The sequence below is a fragment of the Streptomyces sp. NPDC026659 genome (assembly GCF_040638245.1).
Classification (GTDB): Bacteria; Actinomycetota; Actinomycetes; order Streptomycetales; family Streptomycetaceae; genus Streptomyces.
This window is the reverse complement of the sequence record NZ_JBEZXY010000004.1, coordinates 118,923-134,650: the sequence shown is the minus strand read 5'-3', so window position 1 is coordinate 134,650 and position 15,728 is coordinate 118,923. Positions and strand designations below refer to the sequence as shown.

The following is a 15,728-nucleotide window of genomic DNA, read 5'->3' as shown; positions in this document are numbered from 1 at the left end:
TCACCTGTACTCCGAAAGCCTGCGCCCGATGCCCAGCACGGCACCGGCCGCGCCGAGCACGCCGAGCGCGGCCGCGCCCGCGGGCAGTCCGGTCATCGCGTCGCGGCCGTCCCCGGCCGCCCGTTCGAACTCCGCCTGCTCGTGGCCGATGGCGCGGTTCAGGTTCTCGTCCACGCCGTCGAAGCACTCGCCGGTGGTGCCCTTGGCGCCGATCACCATGGCCAGCGCCTGCTGGTAGTCGCCGCTGTCGTCCTCGCGGTGGGCGTCGGCGTGCCGCTTCTTCCACTCCGCCATGTTCCGCGTCGCCGCCGTGACCGGCCGGGCGCCCGTCGGGTCGTCGGCGAGGGAGCCCGCCCGCTTCAGGCTGCCGCCCAGCTCGGCCAGCTCCTGGTCGAAGCCGTGGTAGTACGCGTCGTACACCGTGCCGTCGACCGTGACCGTCTCGGCGCCGCGCGCCACCAGGCCGAGGTTCTCGTTGCCGCGCGCCTTCAGGGCGGCGATCTGGGCGCTGTGCAGGACGTTCAGGGAGCGGATGCCGTGCTCGTCGGAGGCGTGCAGCCCGGCACGCGCGACGGTGTGGCCGACGACCAGCCACAGCAGGACCACGGTGGCGGCGGCGGTGGCCGCGACCAGGCCGTGGCTCAGGACGCGGTTGGTGCGCCGGTACTCGCGGCGCTGGGCCCACGCGAGCGCGCCGAGCGCGACGACCCCGAGCGCGATGGCCGCCCAGGGGTACGGGGTCGCGTCGCCGTAGTCGGCGGCCAGGCGCTGGTTCTCCTTGGTGTACAGGTCCTCGGCGGCCGGCAGCATGTCCTGCTGCATCTTCTCGTTGGCGTACCGCAGATAGGCGCCGCCCACCGGATAGCCCTGCCGGTTGTAGACCCGGGCGCGCTCGACCAGGCCCTTGTACTCCGGCAGCAGCCGGTTCAGCTTGGCGATGCTCGCCGCCGCGGGGGAGTCCGGCTCGGACTTGGCGGCGGCGGTGACGAGCCCGGCGGCGGCCCGGCTGATGTCCTTCTCGTACCGGTCCCGGGTCTCGGGCGTCTCCTGCCCGCCCGCCAGAAAGCCGCTGGAGACCGTGGTGTTGGCGTCCGCCAGCGAGCGGTAGATCGACGCGGCCCCGGAACTGAGCGGCTGGCTGCCGTGCAGCACGTCGTCGGCGGCGGCCGCGCGCTCACTGCTCTGCCACGCGGCGACCGCGCCGAACGCCACGACCAGCAGGGCGAGTACGGCCCCGATGACCCGCAGCCGCCCCGGCTCGGTGGTCGCGGCGGCCCGCAGCCGCTCGGCGCCCTCGGCGAACGCGGTACGACGGGCAGGGGGTTGGACGGGAGCGGCGGGGCGAGTGACCTGGGCCGGGACGGCGGGCTGCGGGAGTGCGCCGGGCTGTGCGGGCACGGTGGGCCGCGCGGGCAGGCCCGAGCCTGCCGTCGGCGGCGCGCTGCTCCTCGGCGGTTGTGTCACCCGACCTCCCCCATGGTCATCGTTCGCCGCCCAGTATCACCGCCCGCACCGCCTTCCGCACCAGCCTTCACCGCATCTCGCCCGGACGACGGCATGGCACCGGCCGTCCAGGAACACGACCTGTCCAGAAACACGCCGGGTCAATCCCGATCGGTTCCCGGTGAGGCGGTGAACAGGACCTGTCGGCAACGGGGGTTGGGATCAGGTGCGCTCCGACTCCCAGTACGCACGGGCGCGTTCCCCGGATCGCGGGGGCGCGTTCAGGTGATCCAGGGCGAGGAGGGCCGCGCCCAGGACGGGAGCGGCGCGGATCGGGCGTGGATCGGCGTGCGGAGCACGGGCGTCGAGACGCTCGCGTACGGCGTCGTCCAGTACGGCGTGACCGGCCGTCAGCACGCTGCCGCCGAGCACGACCGGTGTGGGTTCCGCGAGGAGGTCCAGGCGGGTCAGGGCCACCGTGGCCATCACCGCGACCTCCTCGGCGAGCCGCTCGACCAGGGACCGGGCCACCGCGTCGCCCCGGGCGGCCGTCGCGAAGAGGACCGGCGTCAGCTCGTGCCGGCGGGTCGACGGGAGGTGTCCCAGGTGCAGGGCCTCGATCAGGGCGTACATCGAGTCCAGGCCGAAGTGCGCCGGGAGCGCGCGGGCCAGTTCCGTCGCATCGCCCCGGCCGTCCTCGGCGCGGGCCGCGTGCCACAACGCCTCCTCGGCCAGGCCCCAGCCGCCGCCCCAGTCGCCGGAGAGGCGGCCGAGGGCCGGGAAGCGGGCCGTGCGGCCGTCGGGGCGCATCCCCACGCAGTTGATGCCCGCCCCGCACACCACCGCCACGCCCCGGGGCTCGGCCACTCCGGCGCGCAGGACGGCGAAGGTGTCGTTGCGGACGGCGACGGAAGGACTCCAGGGGCGGGCGCGCAGCGCGGTCGCCAACTCGGCCTCCTCCACCGGGAGATCGGCGTTCGCGAGGCATGCGGAGACGTGGGAGACGGTCGTGAGGCCCGCCTCCGCCAGTGCCTGTCCGACCGGTTCGGCCAGGGCGTCGATGGCCCGGTCCAGGCCCACGGCCGGCGGGCGGAAGCCGCCTCCGCGCGCCGTCGCCAGCACCTCGCCCTCCGCCGTGAGCACGGCCACGTCGGTCTTGCTGTTGCCCGCGTCGACGGCGAGCGCGGTGCCGTTCACGGAGGTGCCGTTCACGGAGGTGCCGGTCACGCCCATGGCAGGTGCTCCCGGTTGTGGGCGAGGAGGAGGCCGGTGAGGGAGTCGGCGTACGCGTACTGGCCGACCAGCGGATGCGCGAGCAGTGCGCGGAACACCCGCTCGCGGCCGCCGCGCAGGGCCGCCTCCAGGGCCAGGTCCTCGTACGCCGTCACGCTCGCCATCAGCCCCGCGAACAGCGGATCGACCTCCGGCACCGGCAGCGGCACCGCTCCCTTCACGCCCACCGCCGCCGGGACCTCGATCACCGCGTCGGCGGGGAGGAAGGGCAGCGTGCCCGCGTTCATGGTGTTGACCACCTGGTACGGGCTGCCACTCCCGGTGAGCAGGGCGGCCGTGAGGTCCACCGCCGCCTCGGAGTAGTACGCCCCGCCGCGCTTCGCGAGGAGCGCGGGCTTCTCGTCCAGCGCCGGGTCGGCGTACATCGCCAGCAGCTCGCGCTCCATGGCGGCGACCTCGGCGGCCCGCGAGGGCCTGGCGCGCAGCTCGTCCACGACCTCGTCGTGCGCGTAGTAGTAGCGCAGGTAGTACGAGGGGACCACGCCCAGGCGGTCGAGGAGGGCGCGGGGGAGGCGGAGGGCGGCGGCGACGGTGTCGCCGTGCTCGGCCAGCAGGCGGGGGAGCACGTCGGGGCCCTCGGGGCCGCCCAGACGGACGGCGGTCTCCCAGGTGAGGTGGTTCAGGCCCACGTGGTCGAGGTGGACCTCGCCGGGTGCGGTGCCGAGCAGCGCGGCGAACGTGCGCTGGAGTCCGATGGCCACGTTGCACAGGCCGACCGCGCGGTGGCCCTCCTTGAGCAGGGCGCGGGTGACGATGCCGACCGGGTTGGTGAAGTCCACGATCCAGGCGCCGGGGCTGACCCGTCGTACCCGCTCGGCGATGTCCAGCACCACCGGGACCGTGCGCAGCGCCTTGGCCAGGCCGCCCGCGCCGGTCGTCTCCTGCCCGACGCAGCCGCACTCCAGCGGCCAGGTCTCGTCCTGGTTCCGGGCCGCCTGGCCGCCGACGCGCAGCTGGAGCAGTACGGCGTCGGCGCCCTCGGCTCCGGCCTCCAGGTCGGCGGTGGCGGTGATCCGGGCGGGGTGGCCGTAGCGGGCGAGGATGCGGCGGGAGACGGCCGCCACCGGCTCCAGGCGCTCCGGGGCCGGGTCGACGAGGACCAGCTCCTCCACGGGCAGCGTGTCGCGCAGCCGCGCGAGGCCGTCGGCGAGTTCCGGGGTGTAGGTCGAGCCTCCGCCGACCACGGTGAGCTTCACGGGCGACTCCCTCGCGTTGCCGGGGGTGATCGGCGCGAACGTAGGCCGTGGCGCGCGGGGCCGTCAACGGAGCGCGCCCCCGGTCGGGCGGGACCGGGGGCGCGCTGCGGTGCTCGGGGCCACCCGGCGTTACTTCGTCGTGTTCGGCTTCGGGGTGACGATCGGGGTGGTCGCCAGGGACTGCGGGGAGGTGGGGCTCGCGTAGGCCGAGGGGGCGGCCATCGTGGCGGACGGGTCGGGGGCCGGAGCGGCCTCCTCGGCGTCCTCCAGGGCCGTGGCGCCGCCCACGATCGGGATGCTCGCCCGGTCGAAGGCCCGCTTGACGCGCCAGCGCAGCTCGCGCTCCACGTTGACCGACTTGCCCGGCATGGTCTTGGCGGAGACCCGGATCACCATGGAGTCGATCAGGACGCTGTCCAGGCCCAGGACCTCGATCGGGCTCCACAGCAGCTCGTTCCAGGGCTCTTCCTTGGCCATCTTCTCCGCGACCTCGTCCAGGACGGACTTGACCTTGTCCAGGTCCTCGTCGGAGCGGACGGTGACGTCCACGTTGGCCGTGGCCCAGCCCTGGGAGAGGTTGCCGATGCGCTTGACCTCGCCGTTGCGGACGTACCAGATCTCGCCGTTCGCGCCGCGCAGCTTGGTCACGCGCAGGCCGACCTCGACGACCTCGCCGACGGCCACGCCCGCGTCGATCGTGTCGCCGACGCCGTACTGGTCCTCCAGGATCATGAAGACGCCGGAGAGGAAGTCGGTGACCAGGTTGCGGGCGCCGAAACCGATCGCGACACCGGCGACACCGGCCGAGGCCAGCAGCGGGGCGAGGTTGATCTTGAAGGTGGAGAGCACCATCAGGGCGGCCGTGCCGAGGATCACGAAGCTGGCGACCGAGCGCAGCACCGAGCCGATGGCGGCCGAGCGCTGACGGCGGCGCTCGTTGTTGACCAGGAGGCCGCCGAGCGCGGTGTGGTCCACCGCCTGCACGGTGCGGTTCATCCGCTCGATGAGCTTGGTGATCGCCCGCCGTACGACCGCGCGCAGCGCCACCGCGATGACGATGATCAGCACGATCTGCAGGCCCATCGCGAGCCAGGTCGACCAGTTCTGTTCCACCCAGCTCGCGGCGTTGGTCGCGCTCTGCTGGGCGTCCTGGAGGGACGGCACGGCCGGTCCCGAGCCCGAGGGCGAGGGAGACGGGGACGCTCCGGCGGCCAGTAGGGCGACGGGCAAGGACACGGCTGGTACCTCCATGGTGCTGCGCGGTCCGCCCCGGCCGGATCGTCGAGATCACGAAAAGGTCACCGGGTGGACAGAACCACCACACTAACGGGGCATTGTGCGCGCCTCCGCCGTTTCGTACAGGAGCACCCCCTCCCACCTGCACGTTAACCAGCCATGATCGTCTCGGTCCCTTTTGGTGTGGTCGAAAACACTCCCGGCCCGTTACCGGCACATGGTGGCGCTTCCACCAGCGATGAGGGGAGACTGACTCCAGATCGTCCCGGCGCGAGCCACGCGCCGCCGACGCCCAAGGAGGCACCCGTGCCGCATGTCCTGGTCCTCAACGCGTCGTACGAGCCGCTCGGCGTCGTACCGCTCCGCCGCGCGCTCGTCCTCGTCCTGGAGAACAAGGCCGTCTCCCTCGAGGAATCCGGCGCCTTCCTGCACAGCGCGACCGTCACAGTCCCCGCACCCAGCGTGGTCCGGCTCAAGCGATTCGTCCGGGTGCCCTACCGGGGCCCCGTACCGCTGACCCGGCGGGCCCTGTTCGCCCGCGACGGCGGCCGGTGCATGTACTGCGGTGGCGTCGCAACCAGCGTCGACCACGTCATCCCGCGCTCTCGCGGGGGCAAGCACGTCTGGGACAACGTGGTGGCCTCCTGCCGCCGCTGCAACCACGTCAAGGCCGACCGCCACCTGGTCGAACTCGGCTGGCGCCTGCGCCACAAACCCGCCCCGCCCACCGGCCTGGCCTGGCGCATCATCGGCACGGGCCACAGAGACCCACGCTGGCTGCCCTATCTGCAGCCCTACGGCGCGGACGACGCCCTGGCCCGGATCGACGGCATTTCCGCCTGACGGTCCGGGTCTCCGTGTCTGCGCGTCCGCGTGTTCGCGCGTTCGCGTGAGGCGGGGTGCGGGGGGTGCTCCGGGGGAGCCTGCGGCCCCTCGGAGCGGGGTGCCAGGACGTGGGTGACGCATCGTCAAGCCTTCCTGGGAGAGGGCCACTTGACGCTTTTCCGCGCCTCCGCCGAAGTGACGTACCTCACTATGGATCTTTGTGCGGCTTCGGAGCATGCGTCCTTTTATGTTCGATGAATTCTCGTGGGCGGGATGACGTCCAGCGACTACGTTCACACCGAACGCAGCGGCCGCCCACCAGCGCCGCTTCCGGCAGGACGCAGTAGGGACACTCGGCCCCACCGGGGCGGAGCCTTGGGGGAGGGCCCACTCATGCGCGCTTCGCACGCCACGGCTGTGCGGTTTTCGCGCCATCGGTGTCCGTTCCCCGCGGGGGCCGTTTCCGGCCGTCCGCGTCGCGGGGCCCCGGCACCGGCCGGCCCCTCCTCCCCCGAGCGGTGGACGCCCTCGGGTACCCGCGTCCGTCCTCGTCCCTCGCGCTCCCGCCGACGCCGCGCGTCCGGCGGTCCGCACCGCATCCCTCTCTTACAAGGAACATCGATGAGAAACGTCATTTCCTCCGTCCGCCGTGCTGCCCTCGTCACCGGAGCCGGCACCGTCACCCTCCTCGGCGGCCTCGCCTGGACCGCCGTCGCCGACGGCGACCCGAGCCCCGCCCAACCGCCTTACGCGGTCGAGGACTTCGCGTACCCGGGAGCCGACGCGGTCAAGGCCGACAAGGGCATCGAGCTCAAGCGCGGGGACGGGCACATCGTGCTCGTGGACTGCGACCCGTCCGCCGACCAGATCCGTGTCCTCACCGTCAAGGACTCCTCGGTGGGCCGCCAGGACACGTACTGCTTCCGGGCCACCGCGAAGACCGGCTTCCTCACCATGCAGCTCCCCCGCGTCTTCGGCCTGGAGACCGCCGACCACCCGATCAGCGCCGACCTGACGGCCGCCGGGACGACCACCACGGTCGATGTGGCGAAGGACGACTTCAAGAGCGTCGGCGAAGGCACGGTCGGCGGCGCCCAGTCCGTACTGGTCGAGATCCGGGTGACCGGCTGAGCCCTGGAGGCCATGGGCGCCCCGGTCCGGTGAGGCATCCGCCGCCCCGGGGCCGAACGACGTCCGGTCCCGGCATCCGCAGTCACCCATCGAGCAACAGGAGTCAAGGATTGTGAGACCGATCTCCCCCCATCCGCACACCGGGCGTGCCCTGCGTGCCTTACGCGGTCTGGGCGCCGGAGTAATACCCCTGGCGCTGATCGCGGGCGTGCTGAGCACCACCCCGGCCGCCGCCGACGAAGGCACCGGCGCGCCCGGCGACCTCCCCGCCGGTGACCGCGCCCGGGTCGTGACCCTGTGGCGTGAAGGCGGCCCCGGCACCCGGGCCGCCGCCGAGGTCGCGCTGACCGGGACCGACGCCGACGTCCGGCGTTTCCTCGACGTCGAGGCGGCCGAGGTCACCGAGCAGGACGAGCGGGTCGCCGCCGCGCAGGTCGCGAGCATCGGCGGGACGAGTCTGATCGACGCGGCCCGCGACGCGCTCACCGGTACCCCCGAGCAGCTCTCGGCCTTCCTCAAGGACGGCTGGAAGGAGCCGCTGGAACAGGACCAGCGGGTCCAGATCGCGCGCATCGTGGACGCCGGCGGTCCCAATGTCCAGGACAAGGGCCGCGCCGCGCTCGCGGGCACGCCCGAGGACCGGCAGGCGTTCCTGGAGGACCAGCAGTACGCCGAGCAGCAGCAGGACGAGCGCGTCGAGGTCGCCCAGATCCTCAGCACCGGCGGACCCAACGTGGTCGCGGCGGCGCGCCTCGCGCTGCGGGGCACGGCCGCCGACATCCACGAGTTCCTCGCCGTCGGCCAGTTCGTGGCACTCGCCCGCGACCAGGAGCAGGCGACGGTCGACGAACTCGCCGACCAGGCCGCGAAGGCCGGACGCAAGGCCGCCACCGAGACACGCAAGGCGCAGGACGAGGCCGACCGCGCCGCCGCCGCCGCGGCGCTCGCCAAGAAGGCCGCCGAGAAGGCCGCGAGCGAGACCGAGGCCGCGAAGAACGACTCCCTGCACGCCGCCTCGGCCGCCGCCCGCGCAGCCGCCGCCGCGAAGCAGGCGGCAGCGGCGGCACAGCAGGCGATCGGCGCGGCCCGCGCCGCGAACGCCTCCTCGCGCATCGCCGCGACCGCCGCCGCCCAGGCCGCGGCCGCCGCCGCCGGTGCCGCCCAGGCCGCGTCCAAGGCTCGCGGCGCGGCTGCCGATGCCGCGAAGGACGCCACCAAGGCGTCCGCTGCCCGACAGGCCGCGGACCAGGCCGATGCCGCGGCGAAGGGCGCCCGTTGGGCGGCCGACGCCGCCGAGCAGGCCGGGGTCGCCGCCACCCAGGCCGGAGTGGCGGCGCATGCCGCGATCGGCGCCGGGGCGAGCGCGAACGCGGCCGCCGACGCGGCCGACGCGGCCAACGCCTATGCCGACCAGGCCGGGGTGCACTCGGGCGAGGCGGCGGCCGCCGCCGCGGAGACCCGCCGCCACGCGCGTGAGGCGACCCGGGCCGCGCAGGCGGCCGAGTCCCTCGCCAACCGGGCCGCGAGCGCGGCCCGCGAGTCCCGTGATGCCGCCAACGCGGCGGCCACGCACGCGGAGAACGCGGCGAAGGCGGCCAGGGAAGCGGCCGACCACGCGGGCGACGCGGCGACCGCCGCGCAGAAGGCGACCGCCCACGCCGCCGCCGCGAAGGAGGCGGCCGACACCGCCACCGCCGCCGTCACAGAGGCCCAGAACACCTACGACCTGGCCCGCGAGGTCGAGGCGGAGGAGCTGACGGCCCGCACGAACGACGGGATCGACAAGGCCCGCGACCTCAAGGACCAGGAGGAGCGCATCCACGCCGAGGCGACCGAGGTCGTCGAGCGCGGTACCGCTCTGCGCGCGAAGGCCCAGGACCTGGCCGCACGAGCGGGTGCCCCGGACGCGGACACCGAGCAACTCGTGCGCGACGGGCGGACGATGGCCGTGGAGGCCATGAAGATCCGCGGCTCGTGGAGCCGTGCGGCCGCCGCGACGGCGCTCTCGGGCGGCACCGAGGACGTCCTCGCCTATGTGCGCACCGGCTGGACGCAGGCCGAACGCCTCGACACGCGGGCGGAGGTCGAGGAGCTGTGGATCAACTCCCCGTCCTCGAAGCTGCGGACGGCCGCCGGACAGGCGCTGTCGAGCGACACGGCCACGGACGCCTTCCTCAGCGAGGGTCAGTTCGAGGCCGTCGAAGGTGAACTGCGCGTGTATGTGGCGCAGTTGATCGACGCCGGTGGTCCGATCGTCAAGGAGCGGGGCCGTGCGGCGCTGAGCGCCGGGACGGTGGACGCGCTGCGGGACTTCGTCGTCTCGGGACGCGACGAGGCCCGGAGCGAGGACGAGCGCGTGCACGCCGCCCAGCTCGTGGAGAGCGGCGGCCCCGAGGTGAAGGCCGCCGCGCGGATCGCGCTGGAGGGCCCCGCCACGCTGCTGCACGCCTTCACGCAGACCGGTGAGCCGATGGCCCGCCAGAAGGACCAGCTCGCCGCCACGCACGTCTCACAGGTGCAGGGCGTCATCTCGGGGGCCGCGCAGATCGCGGCGACGGCGCAGCAGAACGCCTCGCTCGCGGCGAAGGCCGCCGCCGAGGCGCGCAACTCGGCGGCCGACGCCCAGAAGGCGGCCGACGACGCCGACGCGTCCGCGAGGCTGGCCCAGGGCTACGCGGACGACGCGAAGCGCTCGGCCGATGCCGCCGCCACCTCCGCCGCCCAGGCCCGCGACTCCGCGAACACCGCGCGCAAGGCGCAGGCGGACGCCGAGAACGCGGTCGTACGGGCGGTGAACTCCGCGGCCCACGCGCAGCGTTCGGCGAACGCGGCGAGCACGTCGGCGAGCGAGGCGAGCGCCTCGGCCGAGCAGGCCCGGGCCTCCGCCGTCGCGGCGGGCAAGGACTCGGCCGCCGCCACGAAGGCGTTCGTGGACGCCTTCGCGACCGCGGTCCAGAAGAAGAAGGACGAGACCGCCCGCTGGGAGCAGATCAAGAAGCAGTACCAGGAGGACCACCCGATCGAGGAGCCGGACGACGGCAACGACTGGATCCCGGACTGGCTGGAGGACACCGGAAGCAAGGTCCTCGACTACGGCGAGGCGATCTTCACCAGCCCGGACCTGTGGATCGGCGCGGCGGAGACCGGCGGCTCGATCTTCCTCATGGGCTTCGGCGCCAGTGAGGACCTGGCGGGCGGCGCGGTCTGCCTGACCGGTATCGGCTGCCTCGCGGGCGCGCCCGCGATCGCGATGGGCACCGGGCTCGTCATCACGGGCGCCTACGGGGCGGCCGACGGTATCTCCCGGATCAGCGACGGGCTGGGCACGGCGCTGCGCAACGCGGGCAACTCCACGGGCCGCACCTCGGCCGGCGGGTCCAACGAGCAGCGCGCGATGGACCTCGTGAAGGAATACCCGGAGTACGGCAACCAGCTGCCCACCGTCATGCAGGACCCGCGCTGGCCCGCCTCGGACGGCTGGGTCAAGATGGAGCAGACCGTGGACGACGTCGAGATCCACTACGTGTGGAACAAGCAGACGCGTCAGGCGGAGGACTTCAAGTACAAGGACCGCTCGCAGTGAGCGGGAGACATGCGAGGCAGTCACCCATGACGCACGACAGCGGGCCCGTCCCGGCGGACTGGCCGGAGGGGGCCTGGCCGCCCGGCACCAGGGTGCGAGTGATCAAGGACCCCGACTGGGACGGCCCGTACCCGGTGGAGTTCTACGGCACGATCGCCGAGTCGCAGGTTCCCTTCCCGGTGCGGAACGGCCGCGGTCGCGAGGGTGAACTCGTCTACGTGGTGCGGTTCGACGAGCCGCAGCACGACAGCGACGGTCTCGGCCCCTACCGGGGCGGCGAGGTCTGGGGCCGCTACCTGGTGGCCGAGAACACCGCCTGACCCACCGGCCTGATGGGCCCATCACCATGGCCCCCGTTCCGTACCGCGTGTACGGGGCGGGGGCCATGGTGCGTGCCGGGTGGCTCGGCTACGGCGTGCGGGGGCCCTCCGGGCGGTGGCCGTACACCGCGTACAGGGCCGTGCCCGCCGCGAAGGCCGTCAGCGCCGCTGCCCAGGCGGCCGGTTCGGAGCCCGGTTGGACCGGCCAGGCCCAGAGGGCGACCCCGTGGCCGCGGGCTCCGGAGGCGGTGAGGTAGGCGGCGGAGACGTAGGCGAAGGCGGGGAGCCAGCTCAGCCGGGGGCCGAGGAATGCCGCCGAGAGCGCGGTGAGACCCGTGCAGCCCAGGGTGTTGCGGATCATGGCGGGCGGGCCGAAGGTCTGGGGGTGGCCCAGTACCGCCAGGGTGAGCAGGAGCGCCGCCAGGGCGGTCAGCGCGGTCAGCCAGGTCAGCCGGAGGGGCCACCAGGGGCGTACGGCCGTGCGGTCCAGTTCGTCCGACGGGGTGTGCAGGCTCGCGCCGATCACGGCGGAGGCCAGCAGCGGGGCCGCGGCGATCAGCGGTACCCGGCGGTCCGGGTCCACGTAGGCGTTCAGGAGGGCGGCCGCCCAGACCGCGAAGCCTGTCGTCGCCGCGAGGGCCGCCAGGGTCGGGGGGAGGGCGCGGGAGCGGGCGCAGAGGAGGAGGCCGTGGGTTCTCACAGGGACGGCACCCCCTTCAGCGCGCAGTCGCCCCGGGCCGCGAAGTACGCCGAGAGCCAGGCGCGTCGGTGCTCCTCGTCCATGCCGGCCAGCTTGGCGCGGGCGGCCAGGCGGGCGCGGAGATCGGCGCGGTGGGCGGCGTCGCCCTTGGCGTCCAGCCGGTCGAAGTGGTCCTGCGACAGGTTGGGCGCCAGGTACGCCGACACGGCGTCGTCCGCGACGGACACCCGCGTCGGCACGTTCTCGCAGTCGCCGCGCCCTTCGAGTATCTGGACCGCCTCCCACGCGTACCGCTTCGGTTCGGTCAGCCGCCCCCGTACGACCGACCAGCCGAACGGCGTGATCATCGGCAACTGCACCTCGTCGGCGCGCGATTCGCCGTCGCGGTCCTCCCAGCGCACCGGAAGGTTCTGTACGCCCCGCAGCTTCCCGGTGGCCCCGGACAGCGCGTCGCTCACCTGGGGGAGCAGCCCCGCGTACCGGGCGTTCACACAGACCGCCGGGGTCGTCGAGGTGTCGCACGCCTGGCGGTCGGCGTACGGACCGGGCCGCCACAGCCCGCTCCCGGTGTGGGCGAGCAGCGCGCCGCAGGCCACGGCGGCGGCCAGCGGCAGCAGGGCCGTCGCGCGACGCCGGGCCGCGTACGCCAGCGTGATCGCGAGGACCAGGCCCAGCGTCCACCCCGCCATCGCGAGCGGCTGCCACCACACCGGCCGCAGGCCGTGCACGGCGAGCGCGGCCGGGTCGAGCGGGCGGCCGGTGTCATCGTGCACCGCCGCCCCGAGCGCGGCGTAGACGGCCATGCCCAGCAGCGGGGCCGCGAGCAGGGTGGGGACGGTCCGGCCCGCCACGTGTCCCAGCAGCACCGCCGCCATGAGCGCGGCGGTGTCTCCGGGCACCTGGGCGAGGTAGGGGTGGTCGCCCTGGGAGTACGGCCAGGTGGCGATCGACGCCGCGGTGACGGCGAGCAGGTAGGCGACGGCCATCCAGAGCGCGACGGGCAGCGCGGAGGCCAGCAGTCTGGTGAGCGGAGTGCGGACGGCCGTGCTCCACAACTCCTCGGTACGGCGCCGCCGTTCGCGTCCGCCCTGCCAGCAGCCGGCCGCGGCGGCCAGCGGCAGGGCGATCAGCAGGGCGTTGTGCATCAGGTCGGCGGTCTCCTCCCAGCCGCCTTGCCAGGTCTTCGGGGAGTTGGTCAGCAGTACGCCGAACATCAGCAGGACGCAGGCCCCGGTGAGCGGGCCGAGACCGCGGACGGCTTCGGCGCGCAGCGGGTGGCGCTTCGGGCGGCGCTTCGGGGGTGCCACGGCGACGGTCATCGCACCGACTCCCTCGCCGCCGGGGCGCCGTGCGCGCGGTGGGTGCGGAGCGCGGCCGTGTAGCCCCGCTCGATCGGGTGGTCCCCGGGTTCGTCCGAGGTCTCGCCGAGCCGGGTCAGGGTCTCGGGCGTGCCCCGGTAGGCGACCCGGCCCCGGTCGAGGAGGGTGACCTCGGTGCAGGCGGCGGCCACGTCCTCCACCAGGTGGGTGGCGACGACCACCGTGGCGGAGGTGCCGAGCGTGCGCAGCAACTCGCGGAACTCCACCCGCTGTTCGGGGTCGAGCCCGGCGGTCGGCTCGTCCAGGAGCAGCACGCCGGGGTCGTTGACGACGGCCTGGGCCATGCCGACCCGGCGGACCATCCCGCCGGACAGCGTCTTGATCTTCGCGTCGATCCGGTCGGTGAGACCGACCCGGTCCACCGCCCGCTCCACCGCCTCGGGGACGCGGTCGGCGGGCATCTCCTTCAGCCAGGCCATGTACGCCACGAACTCGCGCACGGTGAAGCCCGGGTAGTAGCCGAACTCCTGCGGGAGATAACCGAGTCGGCGCCGGATCGCGGTCCGGCCGCGCGGGTCGGCGCTGTCCTCGCCGAGCATCTCCACACGGCCGCCGGAGGGCTGCGCCACGGTGGCGAGGACCCGGATCAGCGAGGTCTTCCCGGCGCCGTTCGGGCCGAGCAGACCGTGCACACCGGTGCCCAGCTCCAGGTCGACGGAGTCGAGGGCGACGGCCTTGCGGTGCTCCACGCGCAGCGCGGCCACGCGGATGGTGGGCGGGGTTTCGGAAGGGGTGGACAAGAGGGCTCCAGATTCCGGGAGTTCGGTGGTGGATGACACGTTCAGTGGCGGGGCAGGCGGTCGTACGCCGGGCGGCGGGCCGCGAGGAGGGCGGCGCCGAGTACGGTCGCCGCCGCCCACGCGCCCTGGGTCGCCGCGCCGTCCAGACAGCGCGAGACCTGTTCGGCCAGCCGGTCGGCGGCCTCGGCCTCCGGGGCGCCGGGCAGCGGCGCGAGGACGGCGCACAGCCAGCCGCCCGCCGTGATCCCGGCCGCCGTGCGGCTGCCGGTGAAAGAGGCGAGCGCCAGGGTGGCCAGCGACAGCGCCAGTCCCGGCAGCAGCCAGGCGGCGGCCGCCGGGGCACCGGAGGCGGGCAGTACCAGCCCCGTAAGGGTCAGCAGCGGGAGGCTGACGGCGAGTACGGCGGCGGTACGGGTCAGGGCGAGGCGCAGCCCGCCGCCCGGGGTGGCGGCCGTGATCTCGTACAGCGGGTCGGCGTGCGGGCCGTAGGACAGCGCGACCCCGGCCACGGGCAGCACCGGTGCGATGACCAGCAGCACCACCCTGGCCTGCGCGAACCCGCCGACGAGGCCCAGCAGCATCGCGCCGGCGGCCACCCCGAGCACGGCGGTCAGCCAGGCCCCGCGCACGGCCGGACCGGCGGCCCACAGGAGGCGGGCGAGCCGGGGGAGGCGGGAGAAGCGGGGGGCCCGTAGGGGGTGGCCCGGGGCTTTCCCGGTGGGGATCTCCCGTACGGGAGCGGTGACCGGCGTCGTACCCGGCGCGGGATGCGCGGCGGTCGCCGGGTTCGCCGCCAGCACAGCCGCCCGTACGTCCCCGAGGACCGCCCCCGCCGCCGTCGCCCGTACCGCCCCCGACACCCGGACCGCGCAGCCCGCGCAGTGCTCCAGGTGCTTCTCCAGGGACCAGGCGTCGGGCTCGGGGAGGGTGTCGTCGGCGTAGCGCGCGGCGAGGGTGTCGGTGACGTGCCAGCCGGACGCGTCGTGCTTCGTCATGCCGTGCCTCCCAGCGGGGACGGGTTCAACTGGTCCAGTGCCGCCCGCAGTTCGACGCGGGCGCGCCGGGCGCGGGACTTGACGGTGCCCTCGGGTATCCCGAGCAGCCGGGCCGCCTCGCGGGTGCTCAGCCCGTCCACGACGGTCGCCCGCAGCACCTCGCGCAGCTCGGGGGAGATCCGGTCGAGCGCGGTGCCGACGTCGCCGTACTCGAGCCCGGCCAGCACGCGGTCCTCGGCGGAGGCGGAGACGGAGGTGGAAGCGGAGGAAGTGGCGTACGGCGTCGCGGGCTCGTCCTCCAGCGGGGGCCCGGTGAGCCGCGTGGCGCGTTCCTGGGCCCGTCGCGCGTCCACCAGCCGCCGCGCCGCGATGGTCCACAGCCAGCCGCCGGTCTCCTGCCCCCGGTGCCCGGCGGCCGAGCGCCACACGGTGACGAAGGTGTCCTGGAGGACCTCCCGCACGGTCTCGGGGTCGGGGCAGCGGCGTGCCAGCCGGGCGTGCAGCCAGCCGGCGTGCCGGTCGTACAGCTCGGCCATCGCCGCCGGATCACCTCCGGCGACGGCCCGCAGCAGCGCCGCGTCGTCCGTGGCGCCCTCTTCGCGGTGGCCCCTCATGGGGCGGAACAGTCTCACACCCCCTCTATCGACGGCCGGTGCGGCGGTGGATCACGCCGGATCGCTTCCGCTCGCTCCGGCGCGCGGAGGATCCGTACACCCGCGCGCCGGAGTGCGGTGGGAGTGTCGCCGCCGGGACGGGGTAGGGCTGCGGTAATCCGGCACAAACCCGTACCGAATCCGGCGCGGGCTCGTACCGGGGCCCGGCACCGGGTTCCGGTCCGGACCCGTACCGGAGAACCCGTACCGACCGCCAGGAGGCATCCGTGGCCG

13 protein-coding genes are annotated in these 15,728 nt (G+C 74.3%); 4 read left to right on the top strand and 9 right to left on the bottom strand.

The window, feature by feature from the left end:
- From AB0E91_RS12695 to AB0E91_RS12680, 4 genes are all read right to left on the bottom strand, one after another.
- Positions 1-1,464, bottom strand: a complete 1,464-nt coding sequence (locus AB0E91_RS12695; protein WP_361779382.1) for a hypothetical protein — start codon at positions 1,462-1,464, stop codon at positions 1-3.
- 201 nt (positions 1,465-1,665) lie between these two features.
- A complete protein-coding gene (locus tag AB0E91_RS12690) occupies positions 1,666-2,676 on the bottom strand; it encodes a BadF/BadG/BcrA/BcrD ATPase family protein (RefSeq protein ID WP_361779379.1) in 1,011 nt (336 codons plus the stop codon).
- Positions 2,667-3,932, bottom strand: a complete 1,266-nt coding sequence (locus AB0E91_RS12685) for a 6-phospho-beta-glucosidase (protein ID WP_361779376.1) — start codon at positions 3,930-3,932, stop codon at positions 2,667-2,669. The genes AB0E91_RS12690 and AB0E91_RS12685 overlap by 10 nt, the downstream gene beginning before the upstream one ends.
- A gap of 129 nt (positions 3,933-4,061) precedes the next feature.
- Positions 4,062-5,183, bottom strand: coding sequence for a mechanosensitive ion channel domain-containing protein (locus tag AB0E91_RS12680; RefSeq protein WP_361779373.1), 1,122 nt, complete (start codon positions 5,181-5,183; stop codon positions 4,062-4,064).
- 291 nt (positions 5,184-5,474) lie between these two features.
- Here AB0E91_RS12680 and AB0E91_RS12675 point away from each other — a divergent pair, with 291 nt between their 5' ends.
- The 4 genes from AB0E91_RS12675 (at position 5,475) to AB0E91_RS12660 (ending at position 11,027) form a co-directional block, all read left to right on the top strand.
- Entirely contained in the window at positions 5,475-6,011 is a 537-nt protein-coding gene (locus tag AB0E91_RS12675; protein WP_018545075.1) for an HNH endonuclease, read from the top strand.
- Positions 6,012-6,614: 603 nt separating this feature from the next.
- A complete protein-coding gene (locus AB0E91_RS12670; RefSeq protein ID WP_361779369.1) occupies positions 6,615-7,124 on the top strand; it encodes a hypothetical protein in 510 nt (169 codons plus the stop codon).
- 112 nt (positions 7,125-7,236) lie between these two features.
- A complete protein-coding gene (locus AB0E91_RS12665) occupies positions 7,237-10,707 on the top strand; it encodes an ALF repeat-containing protein (RefSeq protein ID WP_361779366.1) in 3,471 nt (1,156 codons plus the stop codon).
- Between the two features lie 26 nt (positions 10,708-10,733).
- Positions 10,734-11,027, top strand: coding sequence for a ferrous iron transport protein A (locus AB0E91_RS12660; protein ID WP_361779363.1), 294 nt, complete (start codon positions 10,734-10,736; stop codon positions 11,025-11,027).
- 88 nt (positions 11,028-11,115) lie between these two features.
- On the opposite strand, the gene AB0E91_RS12655 is transcribed toward AB0E91_RS12660, so the two are convergent.
- Genes AB0E91_RS12655 through AB0E91_RS12635 form a run of 5 tightly spaced genes read right to left on the bottom strand, consistent with a single transcriptional unit; the run spans position 11,116 to position 15,455 of the window.
- Positions 11,116-11,727, bottom strand: coding sequence for a hypothetical protein (locus tag AB0E91_RS12655; protein WP_361779360.1), 612 nt, complete (start codon positions 11,725-11,727; stop codon positions 11,116-11,118).
- Positions 11,724-13,046, bottom strand: coding sequence for a hypothetical protein (locus AB0E91_RS12650; RefSeq protein WP_361779357.1), 1,323 nt, complete (start codon positions 13,044-13,046; stop codon positions 11,724-11,726). The genes AB0E91_RS12655 and AB0E91_RS12650 overlap by 4 nt, the downstream gene beginning before the upstream one ends.
- The gene (locus AB0E91_RS12645; protein ID WP_361779354.1) at positions 13,043-13,846 is read right to left on the bottom strand and encodes an ABC transporter ATP-binding protein; all 804 of its coding nucleotides are present in this window, start codon (positions 13,844-13,846) and stop codon (positions 13,043-13,045) included. The genes AB0E91_RS12650 and AB0E91_RS12645 overlap by 4 nt, the downstream gene beginning before the upstream one ends.
- A gap of 41 nt (positions 13,847-13,887) precedes the next feature.
- Entirely contained in the window at positions 13,888-14,841 is a 954-nt protein-coding gene (locus tag AB0E91_RS12640; protein WP_361779351.1) for a zf-HC2 domain-containing protein, read from the bottom strand.
- Positions 14,838-15,455: an RNA polymerase sigma factor gene (locus AB0E91_RS12635; RefSeq protein WP_361779348.1), complete on the bottom strand. Its 618-nt coding sequence runs from the start codon at positions 15,453-15,455 to the stop codon at positions 14,838-14,840. Before AB0E91_RS12635 ends, AB0E91_RS12640 begins: the two co-directional genes overlap by 4 nt.
- Positions 15,456-15,728 lie beyond the last annotated feature (273 nt).

Excerpts from the sequence above, each read along its gene's own strand:
- AB0E91_RS12680 (WP_361779373.1), bottom strand. The coding sequence starts at position 5,183 with ATGGAGGTACCAGCCGTGTCCTTGCCCGTCGCCCTACTGGCCGCCGGA.
- AB0E91_RS12670 (WP_361779369.1), top strand. The coding sequence starts at position 6,615 with ATGAGAAACGTCATTTCCTCCGTCCGCCGTGCTGCCCTCGTCACCGGA.
- AB0E91_RS12650 (WP_361779357.1), bottom strand. The coding sequence starts at position 13,046 with ATGACCGTCGCCGTGGCACCCCCGAAGCGCCGCCCGAAGCGCCACCCG.
- AB0E91_RS12690 (WP_361779379.1), bottom strand. The coding sequence starts at position 2,676 with ATGGGCGTGACCGGCACCTCCGTGAACGGCACCTCCGTGAACGGCACC.
- AB0E91_RS12640 (WP_361779351.1), bottom strand. The coding sequence starts at position 14,841 with ATGACGAAGCACGACGCGTCCGGCTGGCACGTCACCGACACCCTCGCC.
- AB0E91_RS12635 (WP_361779348.1), bottom strand. The coding sequence starts at position 15,455 with ATGAGGGGCCACCGCGAAGAGGGCGCCACGGACGACGCGGCGCTGCTG.
- AB0E91_RS12660 (WP_361779363.1), top strand. The coding sequence starts at position 10,734 with ATGACGCACGACAGCGGGCCCGTCCCGGCGGACTGGCCGGAGGGGGCC.